General features: G+C 73.4%; 18 protein-coding genes. 8 read left to right on the top strand and 10 right to left on the bottom strand.

Annotated features, from left to right (window positions below):
• Nucleotides 1–21: 21 nt before the first annotated feature.
• Together ACPXCB_RS18325 and ACPXCB_RS18320 are read right to left on the bottom strand one after the other, a co-directional pair.
• Nucleotides 22–675, bottom strand: coding sequence for a response regulator transcription factor (locus tag ACPXCB_RS18325; protein ID WP_425876870.1), 654 nt, complete (start codon nt 673–675; stop codon nt 22–24).
• Between the two features lie 24 nt (nt 676–699).
• Nucleotides 700–2,001: a sensor histidine kinase gene (locus ACPXCB_RS18320; RefSeq protein ID WP_425876869.1), complete on the bottom strand. Its 1,302-nt coding sequence runs from the start codon at nt 1,999–2,001 to the stop codon at nt 700–702.
• Nucleotides 2,002–2,401: 400 nt separating this feature from the next.
• Here ACPXCB_RS18320 and ACPXCB_RS18315 point away from each other — a divergent pair, with 400 nt between their 5' ends.
• The 6 genes from ACPXCB_RS18315 (at nt 2,402) to ACPXCB_RS18290 (ending at nt 9,614) form a co-directional block, all read left to right on the top strand.
• Nucleotides 2,402–3,172: a redox-sensing transcriptional repressor Rex gene (locus ACPXCB_RS18315; RefSeq protein ID WP_425876868.1), complete on the top strand. Its 771-nt coding sequence runs from the start codon at nt 2,402–2,404 to the stop codon at nt 3,170–3,172.
• On the top strand, nt 3,169–4,590 hold the full coding sequence (locus ACPXCB_RS18310; protein ID WP_425876867.1) for a glutamyl-tRNA reductase: 1,422 nt from the start codon (nt 3,169–3,171) through the stop codon (nt 4,588–4,590). Before ACPXCB_RS18315 ends, ACPXCB_RS18310 begins: the two co-directional genes overlap by 4 nt.
• Complete coding sequence (gene hemC / locus ACPXCB_RS18305) at nt 4,587–5,582, top strand: hydroxymethylbilane synthase (RefSeq protein WP_425876866.1); 996 nt, start codon at nt 4,587–4,589, stop codon at nt 5,580–5,582. Before ACPXCB_RS18310 ends, hemC begins: the two co-directional genes overlap by 4 nt.
• Nucleotides 5,579–7,159: a uroporphyrinogen-III synthase gene (locus ACPXCB_RS18300; protein ID WP_425876865.1), complete on the top strand. Its 1,581-nt coding sequence runs from the start codon at nt 5,579–5,581 to the stop codon at nt 7,157–7,159. Before hemC ends, ACPXCB_RS18300 begins: the two co-directional genes overlap by 4 nt.
• Before the next feature lie 19 nt (nt 7,160–7,178).
• Entirely contained in the window at nt 7,179–8,162 is a 984-nt protein-coding gene (gene hemB, locus ACPXCB_RS18295) for a porphobilinogen synthase (protein ID WP_425876864.1), read from the top strand.
• Nucleotides 8,163–9,065: 903 nt separating this feature from the next.
• The gene (locus tag ACPXCB_RS18290; RefSeq protein ID WP_425876863.1) at nt 9,066–9,614 is read left to right on the top strand and encodes a helix-turn-helix domain-containing protein; all 549 of its coding nucleotides are present in this window, start codon (nt 9,066–9,068) and stop codon (nt 9,612–9,614) included.
• Between the two features lie 65 nt (nt 9,615–9,679).
• Here ACPXCB_RS18290 and ACPXCB_RS18285 read toward each other — a convergent pair whose 3' ends face one another.
• The 3 genes from ACPXCB_RS18285 to ACPXCB_RS18275 all read right to left on the bottom strand — a co-directional run bounded on the left by ACPXCB_RS18285 (nt 9,680) and on the right by ACPXCB_RS18275 (nt 15,584).
• Nucleotides 9,680–12,958 carry a lamin tail domain-containing protein gene (locus ACPXCB_RS18285; protein WP_425876862.1) on the bottom strand — a complete coding sequence of 1,093 codons (3,279 nt, stop codon included), beginning with the start codon at nt 12,956–12,958 and terminating at the stop codon, nt 9,680–9,682.
• A gap of 97 nt (nt 12,959–13,055) precedes the next feature.
• A complete protein-coding gene (locus ACPXCB_RS18280; protein WP_425876935.1) occupies nt 13,056–14,072 on the bottom strand; it encodes a GNAT family N-acetyltransferase in 1,017 nt (338 codons plus the stop codon).
• A gap of 72 nt (nt 14,073–14,144) precedes the next feature.
• Nucleotides 14,145–15,584, bottom strand: a complete 1,440-nt coding sequence (locus ACPXCB_RS18275) for a lytic murein transglycosylase (RefSeq protein ID WP_425876861.1) — start codon at nt 15,582–15,584, stop codon at nt 14,145–14,147.
• Between the two features lie 38 nt (nt 15,585–15,622).
• Between ACPXCB_RS18275 and ACPXCB_RS18270 the strand changes: the two genes are divergently transcribed.
• Nucleotides 15,623–15,844: an FmdB family zinc ribbon protein gene (locus tag ACPXCB_RS18270; protein WP_425876860.1), complete on the top strand. Its 222-nt coding sequence runs from the start codon at nt 15,623–15,625 to the stop codon at nt 15,842–15,844.
• A gap of 99 nt (nt 15,845–15,943) precedes the next feature.
• Nucleotides 15,944–18,778 (top strand): ATP-binding protein, encoded by a 2,835-nt coding sequence (locus ACPXCB_RS18265; protein ID WP_425876859.1) that lies wholly within the window; start codon nt 15,944–15,946, stop codon nt 18,776–18,778.
• Between the two features lie 80 nt (nt 18,779–18,858).
• Here the strand turns inward: ACPXCB_RS18265 and ACPXCB_RS18260 are convergent, their stop codons facing one another.
• The 5 genes from ACPXCB_RS18260 to ACPXCB_RS18240 all read right to left on the bottom strand — a co-directional run bounded on the left by ACPXCB_RS18260 (nt 18,859) and on the right by ACPXCB_RS18240 (nt 24,394).
• A complete protein-coding gene (locus ACPXCB_RS18260) occupies nt 18,859–19,395 on the bottom strand; it encodes a phospholipase (protein ID WP_425876858.1) in 537 nt (178 codons plus the stop codon).
• A 180-nt stretch (nt 19,396–19,575) separates the two neighbouring features.
• Complete coding sequence (locus tag ACPXCB_RS18255) at nt 19,576–21,240, bottom strand: glycoside hydrolase family 10 protein (protein WP_425876857.1); 1,665 nt, start codon at nt 21,238–21,240, stop codon at nt 19,576–19,578.
• Nucleotides 21,241–21,514: 274 nt separating this feature from the next.
• Nucleotides 21,515–22,531: a glycoside hydrolase family 43 protein gene (locus tag ACPXCB_RS18250; protein ID WP_425876856.1), complete on the bottom strand. Its 1,017-nt coding sequence runs from the start codon at nt 22,529–22,531 to the stop codon at nt 21,515–21,517.
• Nucleotides 22,528–23,418 carry a carbohydrate ABC transporter permease gene (locus ACPXCB_RS18245; protein ID WP_425876855.1) on the bottom strand — a complete coding sequence of 297 codons (891 nt, stop codon included), beginning with the start codon at nt 23,416–23,418 and terminating at the stop codon, nt 22,528–22,530. Before ACPXCB_RS18245 ends, ACPXCB_RS18250 begins: the two co-directional genes overlap by 4 nt.
• A gap of 10 nt (nt 23,419–23,428) precedes the next feature.
• Complete coding sequence (locus ACPXCB_RS18240) at nt 23,429–24,394, bottom strand: carbohydrate ABC transporter permease (RefSeq protein WP_425876854.1); 966 nt, start codon at nt 24,392–24,394, stop codon at nt 23,429–23,431.

Below are 24,394 nucleotides of genomic sequence, written 5' to 3'. Positions count from 1 at the left end.
GGCGGCGGGCCGGGCGGCGGGTCAGTTGCGCAGGTAGGCCAGCACGGCCAGGACCCGGCGGTGCTGCTCCGTGTCGGGCGGGAGCTGGAGCTTGGTGAAGATGTTCCGGACATGCTTCTCGACGGCGCCGTCGGTGACCACCAGGGTCTTCGCGATCGCGGTGTTGGAGCGGCCCTCGGCCATCAGCGCGAGCACCTCGCGTTCGCGCGGGGTGAGCTCGCGCAGCGGGTCGTCGCGCCGACGCCGGGCGAAGAGCTGGCCGACCACCTCGGGGTCGAGCACCGTCCCGCCGGCGGACACCCGGTCCAGCGCGTCGAGGAACTCGTCGATCGCGGCCACCCGGTCCTTGAGCAGGTAGCCGATCCCGCCTCCGCCGCCGCCGGTGGTGGCGAGCAGGTCGTCGGCGTACGACACCTCGACGTACTGGGAGAGGACCAGGATCGGGGTGCGGGGCACCAGGCGGCGGGCCTCCACCGCCGCGCGCAGCCCCTCGTCGGTGTGCGACGGCGGCATCCGGACGTCGACGATCGACACGTCCGGCCGGTGGGCCACCACCGCCACCACCAGCGCGTCGCCGTCGGCCACGGCGGCCACCACCTCGTGCCCGCGCTCGGTGAGCAGCCGTACCAGCCCCTCCCGGAGCAGCACCGCGTCGTCCGCGATCACGATCCGCATGTCCTGTTGTCTACCACGTACGGCTCACAGCGGGAGTTCCGCGCGGATCTTGGTGGGCCCGCCGGCCGGGCTGACCACGGAGAGCCGGCCCCCGGCGGAGCGGATCCGGTCGGCGATGCCGACCAGCCCGTGCCCCTTGGCCAGGTGGGCGCCGCCCTGCCCGTCGTCGTCGACGTCGACCTCCAGCCGCCCGTCGTGCCGGGCCACGGTGACCCGGCACTCGGTCGCCCGGCTGTGCTTGGCGACGTTGGTCAGCGCCTCGGACACCACGAAGTAGGCGGTGCTCTCGACCGCCGGGTCGAGCCGGCCGGCCGGGCTGGCCAGTTCCGGGTCCACCCGCAGCTCGATCGGGATCAGGCCGCGCCCGGCCAGTGCCGCCAGGGCGCTGGGCAGTCCCCGGTCGACCAGGATCGGCGGCGCGATGCCCCGGGACAGGGCGCGCAGCTCGGCGAGCGTCTCCCGGGTCTGGGTGACCGCCTCGTCCAGGGTGCGCCCGGCGGCCCGCGGGTCGGTGGCGAGTTGCTGGCGGGCCCGGCTGAGGTCCATCGCGAGCCGGACGAGGCGCTGCTGCGGGCCGTCGTGGATGTCTCGCTCCAGTCGGCGCAGCGCGCTCGCCTCGGCGGAGACGGCGGCCCGCTTCTGTTCCTCCAGCACGGTGATCCGGTTGCGCATCTCGGCCACGCCGGTGAGCAGGGCCCGGCCGAAGCCGGCCTGCAGCAGCGCGCAGCCGCGGGCCACGATCGGCAGGGTGATCAGGAAGAACAGCCCGATCGCGGTGTGCAGCCCGATCCGGACGACGGTCGAGTCGCCGAGGCCGAGGAGCTGGGGGAGGCCGACGTCCTCCGGGTCGCCGTGCGGCAGCGTCCAGTCGTACGCCCAGTAGAGGGTGCCGGCGATGGCGCCGGCCCACCAGACCAGCGTGACCACGAAGGTGACGATGGCCACGATCAGCTTGAGGATGCCGTGCGCCAGGTCGAGCCAGGACTGCGCGTCCCCCATCGGGACGAAGATCCGCCGCCAGGCGCTCGCGCCGGGCTCCGGGAGCCGGTACTGGGGGCGGATCCGGGCCTGGTGGAGCACGGTGGGGAGGCGGAGGCGCTCGATGTCGGCGAGGCCCCGGGCGGCGTAGAGGGTGCCGCTGAGGATCGGCAGGCCGATCACCGTCACGACCAGCCCCAGCCCGGCAGCCAGGCCGACCAGCAGGACGACGAAGCTGGCCAGGGCCAGCGGGAGGCCCAGCAGCACGTAGCCGGAGTCCAGCAGGAGCTGTCGGGAGATGGTCGGCGCCGGCACGGTCTGTTCGGCGGCGACGGGTACGGCGGTCATGTCAAGAGGCTAGGCAGCGCGGGGCCGCCGACCCATCCCGTCGGCCCGCCTCTGCGGCGTAGGGCTGGCCCTACCGTGACCGGATCGTGGGCGAGCCGTGGGCCGCGCCATTGGTCAGAGAAGTCGTAATTGAGCAATAATCGGCGCTACCGGCACCATCGCCACCGCCCGGAGGTCGGGCGGTGGCCGGCGGCGGCCACTGGATCGATCTTGCGGAATGGAGGGGCTGGTGAAGCCGCGTCGCGAGCTGTCAAGATCGCGATTTGTGCACGCGTTCACAAGCGCCTACTCTGTAGTTCCGACGCGCCCTGCTAGCACAGCCGGCAATCTCGGTCGCCAGCGGGGATCCCGAAACGGCCGGCCGCCCGAGTTGGCCGAGGATCGCACCGCACGGAGTCTCATGAGTCAGCACCGTCACCCTGGCGCGCCCGGCCGCGCCGGTGCCGTACCGGCGCTCCCGGATCTGCCGGAGGCGACCGTCGCGCGGCTCCCGGAATACCTCCGTGCCCTGCACAACCTCGCCGAAACCGGCCACGAGACCGTGTCCAGCGAGGGCCTGGCCAGCGCCGCCGGCGTGAACTCCGCGAAGCTCCGCAAGGACCTCTCGCACCTCGGCTCGTACGGGACCCGTGGCGTCGGCTACGACGTGGCGCTGCTGGTCGACCAGATCGAGTACGTGCTCGGGCTCACCCAGCGGCGGGCCGTCGCCCTGGTCGGCGTGGGTAATCTCGGTCACGCCCTCGCCGGCTACGACGGCTTCGCCAGCCGCGGCTTCCGGATCGCCGCACTCTTCGACGCCGATACCGCCCGGGTCGGCGAGGAGATCAGCGGGCTGGTCGTCCGGCACATCGACGAGCTGCCCCGGGTCGCCGTCGAGGAGGCCATCGCCATCGGCGTGATCGCCACCCCGGCCCCGGCCGCCCAGGCGGTGGCGGACCAGCTCGTGGCCGTCGGCGTGACGAGCATCCTGAACTTCGCCCCGTGCGTACTCTCGGTTCCGGAGGGGGTCGACGTGCGCAAGGTCGACCTCGCGATCGAGCTGCAGATCCTGTCCTTCCACGAGCACCGCAAGGCATCGCTGACCGCGCTGCCCGCCACCGGTGGGTCCGCCCTCACCGCTCTGCCCGGGGGGCTCGCCGTCACCGACCCGCAGGAGGCGATCGGCACGTGAAACTGCTCGTCGTCGGCGCGTCCTACCGCACCGCTCCCGTCGCCACGCTGGAGCAGCTCGCGGTCGGCCCCGCGGACCTCACCCGCACCCTGGACCGCCTGGTCGCCCAGCCGTACGTGACCGAGGCCGTGCTCGTCTCCACCTGTAACCGGGTGGAGGTCTATGCCGCCGTGTCCGGCTTCCACGGCGGCCTCGGTGACATCTGCGCGGTGCTGGCCGACCAGGCCGGCTGCCAGCCCGCCGCGCTCGCCAGCCACCTCTACGTGCACTTCGACGCCGCCGCCGTGGACCACGTCTTCCGGGTCGCGGCCGGGCTCGACTCGATGGTGGTCGGCGAGGCGCAGATCCTCGGCCAGCTCCGGGACGCCTACCATTCCGCGACCGGGGCCGACACCGCCGGGCGGCTGCTGCACGAGCTGATGCAGCAGGCGCTGCGGGTCGGCAAGCGGGCGCACGCGGAGACCGGGATCGACCGGGCCGGCCAGAGCGTGGTGACCGCCGCGCTGGAGCTGGCCGCCGGGCACCTCGACGGCGACCTCGCCGGCCGTCCCGCGCTGGTGGTCGGCGCGGGCGCGATGGGCTCGCTGGGCGTGGCCACGCTGTCCCGGCTGGGCGCCGGGCCGCTCACGGTCACCAACCGGGGCGCCGACCGGGCCGTCCGGCTGGCCGAGGCGTACGGGGCCAGCGCGACGCCGATGGCGGAGCTGACCACCGTGCTCTCCACAGTGGACATCGTAGTGGCCGCCACCGCGGCCGCCGAAGCGGTCCTCACCCGTGACGTGGTGACCCGGGCGCTCGCCGGGCGCGACCCCGGCCGGGGGCCGCTGGTCCTGCTCGACCTGGCCGTGCCGCGCGACGTGGAGGCCGGCGTCGCCGAGCTGCCCGGCGTCGAGGTCATCGACATCGACCGGATGGCGACGCTGCTCGCCGACGGGCCCGCCGCCGCCGACGCCGCCGCCGTCGAACGGATCGTGGCCGGCGAGGTCGACGCCTTCCTCACCTGGCTGCGCGGCGCCGACGTGGCGCCCACGGTGGCCGCCCTGCGTGGCCGCGCCGACGACGTCGTCGGCGCCGAGCTGCGCCGGCTCGCCCAGCGCCGCCCGGACCTCACGGACGACCAGCGCGCCGAGGTGGCCCGGACGGTGCACCGGGTGGTGCAGCGGCTGCTGCACCAGCCGACCGTGCGGGTGCGCCAGTTGGCGGCGGAACCCGGCGGTGACCAGTACGCGGCCCTGCTGCGCGAGCTGTTCGACCTCAAGGTGCCGCAGACGTCCCCGGTCGACAACGTCCCCGACATCGTGGCCGGCGACGCCGCGCCGCCGTTCGGCCTCGCCGACCTGCCACCGCCCGTCGGCCTTGCCGACCTGCCACCGTCGGTGGGTTCCGCCGACGTCCCGCCCCTCGGAGGTGAGCGATGAGCACGCCCCTGCGCCTCGGTACCCGGGGCAGCAAACTGGCGATGGCCCAGTCCGGCCACGTCGCGGAGGCCCTGACCGCCGCCACCGGCCGGCCCGTCGAGCTGGTCGAGGTGGTCACCGCCGGCGACCGCTCGTCCGCGCCGGTGCACCGGCTCGGCGTCGGCGTCTTCGTCTCCGCCCTGCGGGACGCCCTGACCGCCCGCACCATCGACTTCGCGGTGCACTCCTACAAGGACCTGCCCACCGCGGCGGCGGCCGGGCTGCACATCGCGGCGGTGCCGATGCGGCAGGACCCGCGGGACGCGCTGGTCGCCCGGGACGGCCGGACGCTCGCCGAGCTGCCCTCCGGCGCGACCGTGGGCACCGGAGCGCTGCGCCGCATCGCCCAGCTGCACGCCCTCGGGATGCAGCTGGAGGTCGCCCCGATCCGCGGCAACGTCGACAGCCGCCTCGCGCGGGTGCTCGGCCCGGAGGCCGACCTCGACGCGGTCGTCCTGGCCCGGGCCGGGCTGGCCCGGCTCGGGCGTACCGACGTGATCACCGAGACGCTCGACCCGATGCTGATGCTGCCCGCGCCCGCCCAGGGCGCGCTGGCGGTGGAGTGCCGGGCCGACGACACGGACCTGGTCGAGCTGCTCGCCGTGCTCGACCACGCACCGTCTCACGCCGCGGTCACCGCGGAACGGGCGCTGCTGGCCACCCTGGAGGCCGGATGCTCCGCCCCGGTCGCCGCCTACGCCGTCGTCGCCGAAGGCGAGCCAACCGGCTCGGGCGTCGAGGGTGACTTCGTCCAGGAGATCTATCTGCGCGGGGCGGTGATCAGTCCGGACGGCACGAGAGACCTCCGGCTGTCCCGCACCGGAACGCTCGCCGACGCGGCGGAGATCGGCAAGGCACTCGCCGCCGAACTCCTCGACCTCGGCGCCGACTCGATCCTCGGCCACGATGGACACGCCGGCCCGGGGACCCAGCAATTTGGGAGCACAGAATGACCCGCACCCGTAAGCCCGTAGGCCGCATCGCCTTCGTCGGGGCCGGTCCCGGCGACCCGGGCCTGCTGACCCGCCGGGCGCACGACGCTCTGGTCGACGCCGACCAGGTGGTGTACGACCGGGGAGTCCCCGAGTCGCTGCTCGACGCCGTCCGCGCCCAGGCCAGGGAAGACGCCCAGTTCACTCCGGCGGAGGGCGCGCCGGGTGACGTGGCGAAGGTGCTGATCTCGGCGGCCCGTTCCGGGCTGAACGCGGTGCACCTGGTCGCCGGCGACCCGTTCGGCCACGAGTCGGTCGTCAAGGAGGTGCAGGCGGTCGCGCGGACCGCCGCACACTTCGAGGTGGTTCCCGGGGTCGGCCAGGCCGAGGGGGTGGCGACCTACGCGGGTGTGCCGCTGCCGGGCGTACGGACGGCGGCCGACGTCGAGGACGTCAGCACGCTGGACTTCGACGCGCTGGCCGCTGCCGTCGGCCGGGGCTCGCTGGCCCTGGCCGTGGACGCCGGTGACCTCGCCGCGATCCGCGACGGGCTGCTCGCGGCCGGGGTGGAGGGCACCACCGGCGTCGGGGTGACCGGTGACGGCACCGGTGAGACGCAGTACACCACCACGTCGACCGTCGACTCGTTCGTCGCGGCGGCGCTCGGCTTCACCGGCCGGGTGGTCCTCACCGTCGGCGAGGGCGTGGGCCAGCGGGACAAGCTGAGCTGGTGGGAGAACCGGCCGCTGTACGGCTGGAAGGTCCTCGTGCCCCGCACCAAGGAGCAGGCCGGCGTGATGAGCGCGCGGCTGCGCGCGTACGGGGCCATCCCCTGCGAGGTGCCGACGATCGCGGTCGAGCCGCCGCGCACCCCGGCCCAGATGGAGCGGGCGGTCAAGGGCCTGGTCGACGGCCGGTACGCCTGGGTGATCTTCACCTCGGTGAACGCGGTCCGCGCGGTCTGGGAGAAGTTCGCCGAGCACGGTCTCGACGCCCGGCACTTCGGCGGCGTCAAGATCGCCTGTATCGGTGAGGCGACCGCCGACGCCGTCCGCGCGTTCGGCATCCAGCCCGAGCTGATCCCGTCGGGGGAGCAGTCCTCCGACGGGCTGCTGGCCGAGTTCTCGCCGCACGACGAGATCCTCGACCCGGTCGGTCGGGTGCTGCTGCCGCGCGCCGACATCGCCACCGAGACCCTCGCTGCCGGGCTCACCGAGCGCGGCTGGGAGGTCGACGACGTGACCGCCTACCGGACGGTCCGGGCCGCCCCGCCGCCCGCCGAGATCCGGGACGCGATCAAGTCGGGTGGCTTCGACGCCGTGCTCTTCACGTCCAGCTCGACGGTGCGCAATCTGGTGGGTATCGCGGGGAAGCCGCACGCCCGTACCGTCGTTGCAGTGATCGGGCCCAAGACGGCGGAGACCGCGACCGAGTTCGGCCTGCGGGTCGACGTCCAGCCTCCGCACGCCTCGGTTCCCGATCTGGTGGAGGCGCTCGCCGCCTACGCCGTCGAGCTGCGCGAGAAGCTCGCCGCCATGCCGGCGAAGCAGCGCCGTGGCTCGAAGGTGCAGGGGCCGACCGCCCTGAGGTTCCGGTAGTCGTAGCAGGAGGTCCGTGATGCCGTACCCCGAGATCCGGCCCCGCCGGCTGCGCCGCAACGCGGCCATCCGGCGGCTGGTCTCCGAGACCCGCGTCGACCCGGCCGAGCTGGTCGTGCCGATGTTCGTCAGGGAGGGGTTGACGGAACCGCGGGCGATCGCGTCGCTCCCGGGGGTGCTCCAGCACTCCCGGGACTCGCTCCGCAAGGCCGCGGCCGAGGCGGTCCAGGCGGGCGTCGGCGGGATCATGCTCTTCGGCGTGCCGGAGCGGCGGGACGCCACCGGGTCCGGCGGGATCGACCCGAACGGCATCCTCAACGTCGCGATCCGCGACGTCGTCGCCGAGGTGGGCGACGCCACGGTGGTGATGAGCGACCTCTGCCTGGACGAGTTCACCTCGCACGGGCACTGCGGCCTGCTCACCCCCGACGGCGGCGTCGACAACGACGCCACGTTGGAGGCGTACGCCGAGATGGCGGTCGCCCAGGCCGCCGCCGGGGTCGGCGTGGTCGGGCCGTCCGGCATGATGGACGGCCAGATCGCCGTGGTACGCCGGGCGCTCGACGCTGCGGGCCACCAGGACGTCGCCGTGCTGGCGTACGCCGTCAAGTACGCCTCGGCCTTCTACGGCCCGTTCCGGGACGCGGTGGAGTCGGCCCTGGAGGGCGACCGCCGCACCTACCAGCAGGACCCCGCCAACCTGCGGGAGTCGCTGCGCGAGGTCGAGCTGGACGTCGCCGAGGGCGCCGACATGGTGATGGTCAAGCCGGCCCTGCCGTACCTCGACGTGGTGTCGGCGGTCCGTGCGGCGGTGGACGTCCCGGTCGCCGCCTACCAGGTCTCCGGCGAGTACGCGATGGTCGAGGCGGCTGCCGCCAACGGCTGGATCGACCGGGAGCGGGTGATGCTGGAGACGCTCACCTCGATCCGCCGGGCCGGCGCGCAGATCATCCTCACCTACTGGGCGGTCGAGGCCGCCGGACTCCTCCGCCAGCGCTACTGACCCCGTCCCACCCGGAGCGGCGCGGCCTGGCCTGCCTGATCCTTCCCGGCGCGACCTGGTCTGGCGCGCCCTGGTCCGGTCCGGCCCTTCAGGTCTCCGACCTGTCCCGGGCAAAGGTCGGGTTCCGATCGAGCCAACTCATTTCCTCCACCACCCGTCTCGGGGCACTCGCCGGACCTTCACCTGCCCGCTCGTCGTCCAGTGCGATCTGCCGGTGCTGGTGCGTGTCGCTGTCGTCCCTCGCCGGCATGCGCAGGCGTCAGCGCTGGTTGCCGGCTTCGAGTAGGCGCGCCCGGTCCGCACCCCAGCAGCCCCGCCCGTAACGCTGAGTACTCGACCTGTGGCGCCGGGGCCACCACTCTTCAGACGCTTTGCTCTGCATCCTCATATGCACCAGTTACGAAGGGTGCCTGTTGCGTATGAGGATGCAGAGCAAAGGGCGCGCGGGGGTTCGTCGCTGCCGAGGAGAGGCTCCGCTGAACTCGCTGGTTGCGGCGTTGTGGCCGTCAGCGGCATGCTCCAGGGTCGTTCAGGGGCCGGATTTGTCATCACTGAGCGTAGGCAACTGCAGAAGAACCGCTCCTGTTACGGTGCGTTACCGTCTCGCAGGGTTCGTCCGGGCTGTGAGGGCAGGACCGGTCGCTGGTTTTCCACAGGTGGCTGCGTTGTCCACAGGCGGAGCGGGCGGGATTGCGGGAGAGGCACCGCAGCCGGGAGCGTTACGGGATGACCGAGCTTCCCGCCGAACCGGAAATTGACCGGGATTCCGACCGACCGCCTGGCTCCGACCAGTTGTCCGGCGCCGCGGGACCGTCGGGCGCCGCAGGGCCGTCGGGTGCCGTCAAGCCGTCGGGTGGCGCCGGGGCGTCGGGCGGCGTCGGGCCGTCGGGCGGCGACCAGGCGGTGGGTACCGATCAGGGGGCGGGATCGCGCGAGCCGCCCGTGATGCTCACCGAGCCGTTCGACACCCCGTGGCCGGCCGCAGGCATCGTCCGGGCGGTCCGGCGGTATGCCAGCCTCAGCCAGCGGGAGTTGGCCCGGTGGGCCGGGGTGAACCATTCCACCGTCGGGCGGATCGAGGCGGGCCGGATGGTGCCGAGCCTCCTGCTCCTGCGCCGCATCATCGGGGTCGCCGGGTTCCGGCTGGCCGTCGTCGACGAGTTCGGGCGGGTGCTGAAGCCGATGCGGGACTGGCAGGACACCCGCGACGGGGCGGGGCGTCGCTACCCCTCGCACCTGGACACCATTCTCGACCCCGAGCCGGGCGAGTGGTGGGCGGACATCTACGGGCTGGCCCGCCCGCCGGAGACGTTTCACCGCGACCGCCGGGTCCGCGACGCCATGCGGCGGCGCAGCCAGTGGGAGGTGCGGGTGGCGAAGTACCGCAGCGTGCCCCCGCCGCCGCGCGTGCCTCCACCGTCGCGGCTGCCCGACCCGGGCTTCCCGCGGTGAGCGGACGGCCCGCCGGCCAGGACGTTCCTGGGCGGCGGGCCGTCGGGGCGGGCTCCGGTGTGACGTCAGTCGTCGTCGGTGATGGTGCCCACGGCGAGCGGATCGGCCAGCCGCAGGCCGGGCACCCCGGCCACGACCAGGTTCACCTTCTCGTCGGCCTCCCGCTTCCGGTCACCGCGTACGGTCACCGGGAAGGCCAGCGAGGTCTGCCCGGCAGCCAGGACCTTGCAGCCGACGTACGGGTCGTAGTCGGCGCCGGCCTGGGCCGTGGTGCCGTAGGTGGCGGCGCAGAGCAGCACCGGCTGGGACAGCGGGCGCGACACGGTGACCGTGAAGGTCAGCGGCCGGGTGCCCCGGTCGCCCTCGACCACCGACGCGTCGCCGACGCTCAGCGACGCCCGGGAACGGAAGCGGGCCACCTGCGGGTCGTGGTCGCTGGAACCCCGGCTGCCGTCGGCCGCGTGGTCGGCCGGCCAGTCGGCGTTGACGTGCGCGGCCCGCATCTGCACCAGGTCCCGGTGCAGCGCGCCGTTCACGAACAGGTGGTCCAGCGTCTGCGCCTGCCCCTCGAAGCTGTACGAGTAGGCGGACGACGGCGCGTCGGCGAGCAGGTCGTCCCACAGGTTGCGCATGCCCGCCTCGTACAGCGGACCGAGCTGGTCCGACGGGGTGGGATCCGCCGCCGTCGCGATGGGATCGTCGGGGCGGGGGAACACGTTCAGGTCCCCGCCGTAGACCACCCGCGCGTGCGGGTCCGACGCCTCGATCGCGGTGACGATTGCGGCCCCGTACGCCGCCTGCTCCCGGCGCTGCCCGACCCGGCTGTCCGGCCCGGACGAGTAGTGGTTGCTGGCGGCCCAGAGCGTGTACCGCTCGGCGGAGCCGGGCGCGGCGGCGACCGTGAACTTGCCGAGCTGCGGCGCGCGGGTGAAGACGTTGTTTCCGTCCTTGCCGGTGGACGTGTCCACGTCGTCCGGAAGCACCGCGTTGAGCGCCTTCGGATTCTGCACGTCCGCGTTGCCCGGCAGCGCCGCCCCCCGGTACTCGACGGTCGGCGCCGAGCCCAGCAGCGGGTCGCCGGCGGTGGGCGCCGCCAGCGACACCCGGTCGGTGCGGAACAGGAACGCCGCGGTGATGCCCCGGGCGTCCGCGCCGGTGCGGTCGTACGCGGCCTGGTAGGCGGGGCCACCGGCGGCCGTGATGGCCAGCGCCAGGTCCTGGAGGCTGTCCGGCGCGCCGTCGGCGTTGTCCGTGCTGCCGCAGACCAGTTCGGTGCCGGAGACCGAGCAGATGTCCTGGTCCTCGGCCTCCTGCACCAGGATCAGGTCCGGGGAGTGCAGGTCGGTGGTGATCTGGTCGGCCAGCGCGGCGAGCTGCTCGTGGTACTCCTGCTCGCTGCCCGGGACGTAGTCGAACGGCGGGCGCACCCCGGTGCAGCCGGCGTTGCCGGCGAAGTCGCAGCCGTCGAACGGGTCGTCACGGTAGTCGTACAGGTTCTCGACGTTGTAGGTCGCGACCGCGACCTCCTCCGACCGGTTGGCCGGCTTCGGCGGGTTGTTCGCCGACGGGTCGGCCCCGCCCGTGAACGCCGCCGCCTCGACCTGCACGCCGTACTTCTCGAACGAGTAGTACAGCCCGCCCACCGCGTCGGCGGTCAGCGTGTCGAACGTGCGCGCGGGCGGGAGCAGCGCGGCGCTGTCGCCCGTGGTGCCCTTCACGCCCATGCTGCCGAGCAGGACGCGCTGCCCGTTGCCGTCGTCGAAGCGGCGGCCCGGGTCGTTGTCCAGCGGGTGCGCGTCCCGGAACACCCGGCGGGCGTACGGGTCGGCGCGGTCGAGCAGCGGGTCGTCCCGGTCGATCACGAAGATCTCGGCGTCGGCGGTGGAGGCGAAGACGTTGCGCCCGCTCACCGCGCCGCTGCCGGCGCGTACCCGCAGCCGGGCGCCCTCGTGCCGCTCGAAGAAGCGCTGTGCCGCCGCCACCTCGACCGGCGGCACCGCGTCGGTCACCTGGACCTCGGCGTTCACGTCCACGCCGGAAGCGACCCGGCGCACCAGCGACGCGCCGGAGAGCTGGGTGAAGTTGAAGTACTCGGAGACCCGGGCGCGCAGCACCACCTCGTCGCCGACCGTCGGCACGTAGCCGCCGATGAGCGAGGTGAACGAGCCCATGAAGACGAAGATGCCGTCCGAGCTGGTCGGGTCGCCGTCGGTGGCGTCCCTGCGGCTCTGCAGGAAGAACCCGTGCTGGTCACGGCCCGACGAGTCGCGCGCGAGGGTCCGCTGGGTGATCACGCCGCGTACGTCGTACAGCGTGCTGCTGGTCCCGTTGCCGGAGGCCGGCGCGAGCGGCGACCGGTCGGCGGGGCCGGACTCGCCGTCGGTGGTCGGGCCCTGCACCTCGCCGACGGTCAGCTCCCGGGTCACCTGCACGGTCAGGGTGCAGGTGGCGGTGCCGCCGTCCGCGTCGGTGGCGGTCAGCACCACGCTGTACGCCGCGGCGGCCAGGTCGGCGCTCGTGCCGACCGTGGCGCGGGCGGTGCCGCCGACCGCGTCGGCCGGGGTGACCGCCGAGCGGCTGACGGAGCCGGTGGCCGGGGTCGGGTCGACCGAGGTGACCGCCAGGTCGACGATCCGGTCGTCCGGGTCGGTGGCGGTGACCTCCCGGGTGGCTGCCGTGCCGGCCGAGGTCACCAGCGCCGGGCCGCAGGTGAGCGTGGCGGGCGCGTCGACCGGGCCGCCGCCGTCGACGGTGTGCGCGCCGAGGCCGTCGAACGTGTCGACGGGGAAGCCGGCCCACTGCGCGGCCGGGTCGAACGCGTCGGAGGGGTCGGTGTCGCCCGAGGTCACGGCGGCCGACCGACGCAGCGTGTTGTCGGCGGTGCTGGTGACGCCGGTGCCCCACTCGGTGCCCGGGTCGACGCCGATCTGGCCGATCGAGTCGAGCACGGTGCCACCCCGACGCAGCACGATGGCGTCGTCGCCGTTGAACAGGCTGGCGCTGGTGGTCTGGTCGGCCCGGTCCAGGATGCCCGGCGCGGCCGAGGCGGCGGCGAGGACGAAGGTGTCGCCGGCCGCGACGGTGCCGGTGAGGGCCAGGTTCGTCGGCGTGGTGGAGCCGTTGAAGTGCAACTGGAGCTGGTAGCCGCCGGCGGCCAGGTCGACGGCGGCGCCGGTGCCGTTGAACAGCTCGATCGCCTTGTTGTTCGACGAGCCTTCGACGTACTCGGAGATGAAGAGGTCGGTGGGCGCGGCGCTGGCCGCGGTGGGTGCGACGCCGACAGCCGCGACGGTCACGGCGGCGGTGGCGGTCGCGAGCGCGGCAAGAGTGCGGCGCGGGCGCATGGGGCCTCCACGATGGGTGGGCGGGGAACTAACGCACGTTAAGGGTCGGTGCTGACCGCCGTCCATCCCCCACCGGACAGTTTCGTGAACGTTCCGGTCAGCGTCCGGCGTCGAGGCGGTGCACCAGCTCAGCCACGTCGATGCTGTATTCGCACCACTCGCGGTCCGGGCGGTAGCCCAACTCGGCGTTGACCTTGAGCATGGCCTCGTTGGCCTGCGCGTTCCACGTCTGCACCTCGGTCAGCTCCGCCTCCGCCGAGCGCAGCTCCATCAGCATCCGGGCCTTGATCGCCCGGTCGATGCCGTAGCCCCGGTGGTCCTGTACGACGATGGTGTCGTACTGGTCGGCGCGGGTGGGATGCTGGACCGGCACGACCACCTCGGTCAGCCCCGCCACCTCCCCGGTCTGCTCGTGCAGGGCGAGCACGATGTAGGGCTTCATGCCCCGCCGGTGCAGGCAGTCCAGACTGTCGCGCAGCCGCTGCGGGTCGTAGGAGCTGGGGCGCAGCTCGCCGTCCTCGACGTCGCGCACCTCCGCCTTGGCCCGCGCGTACGTCTCGATCAGCTCGTCCGGCGGGCCGCCGGGGTGGAACTGGAGGTGGTAGCCCGCGCCGATGCCGGTGGCCATCTCGGACAGCTCGGCCCAGTCCACCCCGGACAGGTCCAGCACACTGCGGGTCTCGACGTACTCCTTCGAGAAGCCGAGCGACTCGTAGAAGGCGACGGCCGGCGTGTCGCCGACCACCTCGACCCCGATCGACTGGAAGCCCTCCTGGTAGACCCGCCGGGCGGCGGTCAGGACGAGGTCCCGCCCGAGGCCCGTGCGCCGCTCCGCCGGGTGCACCAGCACCTCCAGCACCCCGATGTCACCGAGCAGCAGCACGTGCACGTGGCCCAGGATCGCCCCCGGGCTGCCGTCGGCCGCCGGCTCCGCCTGGGCGACCCAGGAGATCCGCCGCTCGCCGGGCATCACCTCCGCGAGGTATTCCCGCATGGAACTCTCCCGCCACGGCGGGTCCTGCGGCAGATCGGCCGCCAGGACCGCGTTCAGCGTGTCCAGCAGCGACGCGATCTCGGCGGACGACGCGGTCCTGGGGTCCCACTCGCGCACCATCACCCGTCTAGCTTGCCGCTAACCGCTGCCCGGGGGAAGTGTCCAGTTCTCCAATGTATGCAGACGATCACTTCACGTGCGGCTCGCCTGTCCGTACCGGTTGGCGGTGTCGTAGACGTCCTGGGCGTACCGGCGGACGTCGTTGTAGGACAGGATCGCGTTCCACCAGTCGGCGGGGATGGTCAGGTTCCGGCCGCCCTTGCAGAGGTAGTTGCCGGCGGCGAGGGCGGCGTCGTCCAGGTCGTGCGGGTCCTTCACGCCGTCGTTGTCGGCGTCGGCGCCGATCTCCTGCCAGGTCGTCGGGATGAACTGCATCGGCCCGACCGCCCGGTCGAGGACCGGGTCCTTGTCCATCACGCCGCGGTCCGTGTCGGGGATGCGCATCCGACCGCCCTGCCCGTCGAGCGGCAAGCCGATGATCTCGGGCAGCGCCTTGCCGTCCTGGCGGAGCGTCGCGTTGTTGGCCTGACCGTGCCCCGACTCGACGAACCCGATGGCCGCCAGGGTGGTCCAGCTCAGCCCGCAGCTGCGGTTGGTCTGGGCGAGCACCACCTCGGCGTAGCCGTACGCCTGCATGGCCACCGGCGAGATGCCGACCTTCGGCCCGATCTGGGCGGCCCAGCCGGCCAGCGCGTCCGACGGCCGGCCGGTGATCCCGCCGGGGAACGAACCGGGCGGCACCGTCCCGCCGGGCAGTGGCGTCTGACCGGGCAGCATCGTGCCGCCGGGCAGTGGCGCCTGCGGAACGGTGGTCGGCGCGGCGGAGGTGGCGTCGACCGCGACCGGACGGGGTCCCCGGGCCGTCGCGGGCACCAGCAGCGCACCCGCCGCGGCCATCGCCGCGACCAGGGCGAACAGGAACACCCCGGGCAGAGTGAGTCGCCCGCTGGGCCGCCGCGACCAGTCCCGGGTGGCGCGGGCGGCGCTCATCGCGACGCGGTGCGGCGGCCGGCGTACGGCGTGCGCGAACTGCACCCGGCGGCGCCGGGGCCCGGTGGCCGGTTTCGTGGCGGGCACGTCGACCTTCGTCTCCGCGAGGTCGCCCGCCCCCGTGGCCGACGCCGCGCCGGCGTCGTCACCGGTCTTCGCCCCGGACCCGGTCGTCGAGGCCCCGGCCGCGCCGCCGGCCTTCGTGTCGAGGGCGGCTGCGTCGCCCGGCTTCGCGGCCGTGCCGGCGCTGTCGTCCGGCTTCCCGGTCGTGGCCGGCTTCGCGTCGGCGGCCGACCCGCCGCCCGCCTTCGCCTCGTCCGCCGGTCTCGCCTCTTCCGCCGACTTGGCCTCGGCGGTGGGCTCGGTGACCGGCCTGGTGCCGGTGGCCGGCTTCGCGTCGTCGGCCGGCTTCGCCTTCTCGGCGGTGGATCTCAGCCAGGGGCGGCGGGGACGCGGCAACCGCGTCGCGGGTTCGGGCGCGGCGCCGGAACCGGCGAGCGACCCGTCGATCGGTGCCGCCGGCCGCAGGGGCCGAAGGGTCGTCCTGTCCTCGCCGTCCACCACAAGTTGAGTATCACCCATGTCCCCCCGTACGTCAGGACCGGTCGTACCCTGGTGCCATGCCCCGGTACGAGTTCCGTTGCCGCGCCTGCGGCGACACCTTCGAGGTCAACCGCCCGATGTCGCAGGCCGCTGAGCCGGCGTCCTGCCCACAGGGGCACGCCGACACCGTCAAGCTCCTCTCCACCGTCGCGGTCACCGGCCGGGGCGGCGGCGGTGCGGCCGGTGCCGCGCCGGCGCCGGCCGGCGGGGGCTGTTGCGGCGGTGGCTGCGGCTGCTGACCTGCGGGCCCGCAGTCGGTTCCGGCCGACCGTTCTCACGATGCGTGATGGTCCGGTATCAGGCAGCATGAGTCCGACGTCACGGGCGGAGGTTCCACCATGTCGCCACGGATCCACCTTCCGAGCGGGTTGGTGACCTTCGTCTTCACCGACATCGAGGGCTCCACCCGGCTGGCCCAGCTGCTCGGCCCGGACTACCGCCCGGTGCTGCGGGAGCACCGCCGCCTGCTGCGCCGCACGATCGCCGCGACCGAGGGCGCGGAGCTGCTGACCGAGGGGGACTCGTTCTTCCTCGCCTTTCCCGACGCGACCGCCGCGCTGACCGCCTGCCTGACCGCGCAGCGGGCGCTGACCAGCCATGAGTGGCCCACCGCCGACGCCATGCCCCGGGTCCGGATGGGCCTGCACACCGGCTGGGCGGAGCCGCGCGACGGCGAGTACGTCAGCCCGGAGGTGCACCGCGCGGCCCGGATCGCCGCGGCCGCTCACGGCGGGCAGGTGCTCTGCTCGGCGTCGACGGCGCGGCACGCGGAACCGCTGCCGCCCGACGCGTCCCTGCACGACCTTGGCCTGCACCGGCTGCGCGGCTTCGACGACCGGGAGCGGCTCTTCCAACTGGTCGCGCCCGGCCTGGAGCGGCAGTTCCCGCGGCCCCGCACCGCCGACGCGTCCGCGCACAACCTGCCGACCCCGGTCACCTCGTTCGTCGGCCGGCACGCCGAGCGGGCCGAGCTGAAGCGGCTGGTGGAGGCGCACCGGCTGGTCACCGTCCTCGGCGCGGGGGGTGCGGGCAAGACGCGGTTGGCCGTGAAGCTCGCCGTCGACCTGGTGGAGTCGCATCCGGACGGTGTCTGGTTCGTCGACATCGCCGCGGTCACCGACCCGGGTCTGGTGGCGTTCGAGGTCGCGGCCGTGCTCGGTCTGCGTCCCGAGCCGGGCCGCCCGATGGTCGACACGCTGGTGGAGTACGCGGCCGCGCGCCGGATGCTCGTCCTGCTGGACACCTGCGACGCCCAGCCGGCCGCCTCGGCCGACGTGATCTCCCGGCTGCTCGCCGGCGGGGTGGGCGTCCGGGTGCTCGCCACCAGCCGGGAGTCGTTCGGCCTGCCGGGCGAGGTGGTCTGGCGGATCCCGTCGCTGTCGGTCGACCCGCCGGTGGACGGGGCGGAGAGCGACGCGGTCGCGCTGCTGCTGGACCGGACGGCGGCGGCCCGGGGCGGCCGGCCGCCGGACCCGGGCGAGTCGGCCGACCTGCGGCGGGTGGTGCGGCGGCTGGACGGGCTGCCGCTCGCCATAGAGCTGGCCGCCGCCCGGCTGCGGGTGCTCTCCGTCGGGCAGCTCGCCGAGCGCCTCGACGACGTGCTGGGCACCCTGGACGCGGGCCGGGACCCGGATTCCCCGGTGGAGCGCGACCGGCCGGGCGACCGGCCGGACACGGTTGACCTGGTGGCGCCGGCCGTGGGGATGGTGCCGCCCAGCCCGGCCGTCCGGGCGGTGCAGCGTTCCGCCACCGAGCGGCACCTGACGATGCAGGCCACGGTCACCTGGTCGTACCGCACGCTGGGGCCGCGCGCCGCCCGGCTGCTGCGCTGGCTGGCGGTCTTCGCCGGCCCGGTCGACCTGGCGACGGTGGAGTGGCTGCTCGGCGACGACCCGCTCGATTCGCTCTCGGTGCTGGTCGACAAGTCGATGGTGCTGGCGGAGCCGCACGCCTCGGGCAGCACCTACCGGATGCTCGACCCGATCCGGGCGTACGCGGCGCGGCGGCTGGCGGAGGCAGGGGAGGAGAAAACGGCCCGTAACCGGCACGTGGCGTGGTCGACGCACGCGCTGGAGCGCGCCCACCTGGGCCCGGACGGGCGGCCGGTGACCCTGTCGCTCTACGCCCTCGACCCGCTCGCCGGCGAGCTGCGCGCCGCGCTGCGGTGGTGCGCCACCGGCGGCAGTGCCCGGGCCGGCCTGCGGCTGGCCGGGGGCCTCGACCAGTGGTGGCGGGAGCGGGGCCTGGCCCGGGAGGGGCGACTCTGGCTGTTCCGGCTGTACGGGCGGATCGCCGAGACGGGGGAGCGGATCCCGGAGGCCGAGCTGGCGGCGGCGTACCACATGCACTCGCTGCACGCCGGCGCGGACGGCGAGTTCGCCGAGGAGCTGCGCTACTCCCAGCGGGCGGAGGCGGCGGCCCGGCAGGCGGGCGACGCCGGCCTGCTCGCCCGGGTGCTCGCCGGGCGGGCGGCCCCGCTGGTCGACATGGGACAGTTCGCGGAGGCGGAGCGGATCTGCCGCGAGGTGATCGACTGGGCGTCCGGCCAGGAGGTGCTCGGCGACGCGCTCTTCGGGGTGTTCAGCCTGGCTGAGCTGCTCTGGCGGCGGGGCGCCCTGGACGAGGCGGCCGAGCTGCTGGGCGCGGCCCGGCCGGTGGAGGCCGCCCGCCCGGTGGAGCGGGGGCGGCGCTCGGTCGACATGCTGCTCGGGATGGTCGCCCTGGCGCGCGGGGACCTGGTCGCCGCGCACGAGCATCTCCAGGTGGCGCTGCGCTCGCGGATGAGCCACGGCTTCCACGGTCGGGCCTGCGACACGCTGAACGCGATGGCCGTGCGCTGCGCGGCCGGCGGTGACGGGTTGACGGCGGCCCGCCTGTTCGGCGCGGCGGGGGCGACCCGGGCGAGCATGCGCTGCGCCCCGGGCATCTACGGCGGGTACTGGGCGCAGCGGCAGGGGGAGCTGCGCCAGGAGCTGGGCGACGCGACCTTCGACGGCGCGTACGGCGAGGGGACCGAGTTGGGGCTGGAGGAGGCGGCGGCGCTGGCCCTCGCCGTCGAGCATCCGGACCTGGCCGCGGTCGGCTCGGCGAGGTTCGGCGCCGGTCACGCCCGCATGGCTCCCCGCCAGTCCGTCGCCCCGGACCGTCGCCGTCACCACACCGGACACGCCTGACGGCGGGGTGGGACCCGCCGGTCGGGGTCCGCGTCACCGGGCGGGCCGGGGACGCGAACCCCTGGGCGTCACGGGCGCGGTCAGCGCAGGGCGGCGCGGCGCTCGCCGTCGGCCTTGATCCGGGCGGCGCGGTCGATGTCGGCCTGCTGCACGGCGGCGATGGAGCCGAAGTTCTTGACTGCCTGGTAGTACGTCCAGGCGAGGCTGGTGCAGGCGGGCCGCACGGCGGCGTTGTACGTGGCGCAGACCCGCTTCAGGTCGGCGTAGAAGGCGTCGTCGAGGCGGGCCTTGTTCGCCGAGAACCGGCCCATCGCCTTGTAGTTGCGGTAGCCGAAGTCGTGCCGGTAGCAGGAGAGGTTGAACGTGAAGCCGAGCGGGTTGTCCGGGCTCGACGAGCAGTAGTCGGTCGACCAGTTGAATCCGTACGCCGCCCAGGCGCCCTGGTTGACCCGGCCGGAGTTCCAGGAGTTGTAGCTGGAGGCGCTCGTCTGCGTCCAACTGGAGAGGACGGACAGCTTCTGCGAGGTCGTGACGGCGGCGGCGGGGGAGGAGACCCCGAAGACGAAGAGCATCGTGAGCGCGGCCGAGGCGAGCAGGGTGGTGAGGCGTTTGGGCACGGGTACCTCCGCGGGGGGATGTGCGGGTGGGACGGGGGTTACCGGCGGGTCACCGGAATGCCGAACAGTGTCGATCATGAATGGTTCCGGGGGATGCGGTGCCCACCGACATTTGGTGACAGGCGTCGAAACAGACGAATGCCCCGGGCGCCAGGGGCACCCGGGGCATTCGGTGTCACGTCAGCGGACGAACGCCGGCGGGCTGGCCGGGCTCTCGTTCGCCAGTCGGTCGAGCGCGGTCACGTAGTAGGTGTACCGCTTGCCGGCCTCGGCGGTGGTGTCCACCCAGGACTGCGTACGGCTGTCCGCGTCGGCGCGGACCGTGTCGACGAGGTGCGCCGCGTCGGCGAAGTCGCACCGGCCGGCCAGGCCGACCCCGTCGAAGCGGTAGACCGCGTACGACGTGGCGGTGCCGAGCGGGCCCACGCCGTTCGCCGGCTGGAGCCAGTTCAGGCGGACCCCGTCGGACTGCCGCGCGGCCTTGGTGACCACCGGCATGAGCAGCGGCTTCTTCGGCAGGTGCGTCATCGTCGGGATCAGCGCCGGGCGGGAGTAGTGCTCGGCGGCGTAGATGTCGGTCGCGCCGAGCCGGTTGGCCCGTACCTGCACGGCCGAGAAGTGGACGTTGCCCAGGACCTCCGGGTACTGCCGGTTCAGCGTGAGGTGGTTGGACAACTCCTGCGGGTTCATCCAGAACGAGCCGTAGGCCGGGTCACCGCTCTTGTAGTCGGCCTGCCCGATGTAGAGCTGCACCCGGGTCCCCTTGACCACGTCCGCCCACCACGGCACCAGCCGGGTGTAGTCGGCGGCCGGGTACTGGCCCATGTACCAGTAGAGCTGCGGCACGATGTAGTCGATCCACTCCTCCTTCACCCACTTGCGGGTGTCGGCGGAGATGATGTCGTACGACTGGCTGCCGGTGGTGTCCGAGCCCAGCGGGTCGGCCGACTGGTTGCGCCAGATGCCGAACGGGCTGACGCCGAACTTCACCCACGGCTTCTCGGCCTTGATCTTGGCGTTCATCTCCTGGACCAGCAGGTTGATGTTGTCCCGCCGCCAGTCGGCCTTGTCGGTGAAGCCCCGGTTGTGCGCCGCGAAGGTGGCGTCGTCGGGCACCTGGTGGGTGCCGCTCGGGTAGGGGTAGAAGTAGTCGTCGAAGTGCACGCCGTCGACGTCGTACCGCTTGACCGCGTCCATCATCGCGGTCTGCACGAACTCGCGGACCTCCGGGATGCCGGGGTTGTAGTAGAGCCGGCTGCCGGCGACCCCGGCCGGCGGGTAGGCGAAGGTCCACTCCGGGTGCTCGCGGACCGGGTGGTTCGGCGCGAGCTGGTTGATGTCGGCGCCGGCACCGCCCGGGGCGGGCATGGAGACGCGGTACGGGTTGAACCAGGCGTGGAACTCCAGGTTGCGCTTGTGCGCCTCCTCGACCACGAACTTCAGCGGGTCCCAGCCCGGGTCCTGGCCCCGGACCCCGGTCAGGTACTCCGACCAGGGCTCGTGGGGCGAGGGCCAGAACGCGTCGGCGGTCGGCCGGATCTGGACGACCACGGCGTTGTGGTTGAGCCGCTCGGCGAGGTCGAGCAGCTGGCGGTACTCGGCCTGCTGCGTGGCGACGCGGTCCGGCGACGTCTGGGACGCCTTGCTCGGCCAGTCGATGTTGACGACCGAGGAGATCCACATGGCCCGGAACTGCCGCTTCGGCGTGGCCGGGTCGGTGACGCAGGAGGTGGTGGAGGCGGCGGTGGTCGCCGTATCGGGTGCCGCGCTCGCCGGAGTGGCGGCGACGAGCGCGCCGAGCAGTGCGGCGGCCAGCCCGGCGGCTCCGAGCCGAGTTGCCTTCATGCGGTGTGTCCCTTCGTTGGGGCTCCCGTGTCAGGGGTTCATCGCGGCGCAGACGGCAAGATTCGCCGTTGACATTCTGCCGCTGGTAGGAAATTTTCACACCTCACGGGCTCTGCGCAAGAGTCTGGGCGGGATCGATCCGTCCGTCCACGCCAGCTCCCCCCAGTGGTCGGGATCACGGGACGCGCGGTGGCGGGGCGCACACGGCGGGTGCTGGCCCGAATCACCCGAGACGTGGGGATTGAGGGGGATCCGCCCTGGGTGGCAACGCCGGTCAGGGGCGCGGCTGCGGCTTCGCCGTCGGGCCCTTGACGACGGGCTTGCCATCGGTCCAGACGACCTCGTCGAGCCAGACCTGGCGGCCCGGGTCGACGGTGCCCTCCTGGCCGGGCAGCCAGGCGTGGTAGAGCAGCCAGGTGCGCCCGTCCTCGACCACCATCGAGGCGTGCCCCGGCCCGGAGGCGACCTCGTTGGTCTTCAGGATCGGGTTCTCCGGGGCCTTCACGCATGGCCCGGCGGGCGACTCGCAGACCGCGTAGCCCTCCGCGTACTCGGCCCGGTCATAGGCGTTCGCGGCGAAGAACAGGAACAGCCTGCCGTCGTGGCGGTGCAGGAACGGGCCCTCGATCAGCGTGCCCTCCCACGGCTCGGTCTGCTTCAGCAGCTTCGTCGGCTCGCCGACCAGGCGCAGCCCGTCGTCGGAGAGGCGCTGCGACCAGATCCAGGTGTCCACCCCGATGGCGTTGCCGTCGTTCTTCCACAGCAGCCAGAGGCTGCCGTCGGCGTCCCGGAACGGGCTGGCGTCGATCGCCCCGCCCAGCTCCGCCTGGCAGACCAGCGGACCGGTCGAGTCGTCCCGGTACGGCCCCTGCGGCGCGCTCGCCACGGCCCGCCCGACGCACTGCCGCCCCGACTCGCGCCCGGCGACGGTGTAGTAGAGCGCGAACCGGTCCGGGGCCAGCTCGATCGCTTCGGGCGCCCAGGTCTTCCCGGCGTCCGCCCACGCCGGCAGTTCCGGCAGCGCGTCCCCGGCCGGCGTCCAGTCGACCAGGTCCGGGGAGGTGAGCACCGGGACGTTGCGGCCACCGGCGTTCGTGTGGAACAGGTACCAGGTGTCGCCCACCCGGATCGCCTGCGGGTCGGGCGCGTCGGTGCGTACGACCGGGTTGGTGAACATGCGCGCGTCGTCTCCCGTGCTCGAAGGTTCTTCTCCACCACCGCACCCGGCGACGAGCAGCGCGGCGGCGAGCACCGCCGCCGCGCCGCGCCGCCGGGTCGTCCCGACCGTCATCCCTTCAGCCCGCTGCGGGAGACGCCCTGGATGATGTGCCGCTGGGCGAGCACGAAGAGGATCAGCACCGGCACGCTGGCCAGCACCGCACCGGCCATGATCAGCGGGTAGTCGGTGTTGTAGGCCCCCTGGAGCAGGCCCAGCCCCGGCGGCAGGGTGAGCATCTCCGGGCTGAACAGCACGAAGATCGGCCAGAGGAAGTCGTTCCAGTTGGTGAGGAACGACAGCACCGCCAGCGTGGCCAGCGCCGGCCTGGACAGCGGCAGCACCACCTTCCAGAAGATCTGCCACTGGTTGGCCCCGTCCAGCACCGCGGCCTCCTCCAGCTCCCGGGGCAGGGAGAGGAAGAACTGCCGCAGGAAGAACACCCCGAACGCGCTCGCCGCCCCGGGGACGATGACCACGGCCAGGGTGTCGACCCAGTCCAGTTCGTTGACGATCAGGAAGTTCGGGATGATCAGCGAGGTCGGCGGGATGAACAGCGTCCCGACGATCAGCGCGAAGAGCACCCGCTGGCCGCGGAACCGCATCCTGGCCAGGGCGTACGCGGCCATCGAGGCGGTCGCCACCACCAGCAGGGCGTGCGCGGTGGCGGCCAGCATGCTGTTGGCGAACCAGCGCAGCACGGGGTTGGCCGCGTTGTTCAGGATCTGCTCGTAGCCGTACCCGGAGATCGGATCCGGCAGCCAGGTCGGCGGGATCTGCTGGGCCCCGGTGTAGGTCTTCAGCGAGGTGATGACCATCCACACCAGCGGCAGCAGGAAGACCAGGGCGAGCGCGACCAGGGTGGCGTAGAGCGCGGTCCGGCGCAGCGCCGTCCCCGGGGCGCGGCCGGTCGCCGGGGTCCCGGCGTGGGTCGGCGCTGGGGCGCGCGTGGGCGTCGTCATGGCGGTCCCCTCAGTCTTCCCGGTAGCGGAAGAAGCGGAAGTTGGCGATGCTCACGACCGCCAGCATCAGCGCGAACACGATGCTCATCGCGGCGGCGCGGCCAGCGTCGTTGTCCCGCAGCCCCTCCATGACGATGAACCAGACCACGGTGCGGGTCTCCGTGCCCGGCGCGCCCTGGGTGATCAGGAACGACTGGCCGAACACGTTCGCCGAGGCGAGCACGGTCGTGGTGATCACGAAGAGCAGCACCGGACGCAGCCCGGGGAGCGTGACGTGCCGGAACCGTTCCCAGGCGCTCGCGCCGTCCACCTTCGCCGCCTCGTACAGCTCCTGCGGAATGTCCTGGAGCCCGGCCAGGTAGATCACCGCGTTGAAGCCGGAGGTCCACCAGACGGTCACCCCGACCAGCGCGACCCAGGCCCACGGCACGTCCGTCACCCAGGGCGTGTCGGCCGGCAGCCCGACCATCCCGGCCAGCCGGTTGACCAGGCCCAGGTTGGCGTCGAGCAGGAACCGCCAGAGCAGGCCGATCACCGCCACGCCCAGCACGTACGGCGCGAAGTAGACCGCCCGGAAGAAGGTCCGGCCCGGGAACGAGCGGTTCAGCAGCAGCGCCAGCCCGAGCGGGACGACCACCAGCAGCGGCACCGCGAAGACCGTGAAGATCGCCGTCGCCCGGACGCTCTGCCACCAGTCGCCGTAGACGGCCGAGTCGCTGGAGAAGAGTTCCTGGTAGTTGTCCAGCCCGACGAAGGGCCGGTTCGGCAGCTGGAAGTCCCACTGGTGCACGCTGAGCCAGAGGCCGAGCAGGATCGGCAGCAGGCCGAAGACCCCGAACAGGAGCAGGTACGGGGCGAGGAAGAGGTACGGCGTCGCCCGTCCGGCCCGGCGCGCGGGGGCGCCGCCACGGGGGGCGTCGGCCGCCGGGGGCGGCGCGTCAGCACGCGCCGCCCCCGCCTCGATCACGTCCGCCAC

Source organism: Micromonospora sp. DT62, from assembly GCF_049847285.1.
GTDB lineage: Bacteria > Actinomycetota > Actinomycetes > Mycobacteriales > Micromonosporaceae > Micromonospora > Micromonospora reichwaldensis.
Note: the sequence above shows the minus strand (reverse complement) of the source record. Positions and strands in the feature narration are given on the sequence as shown.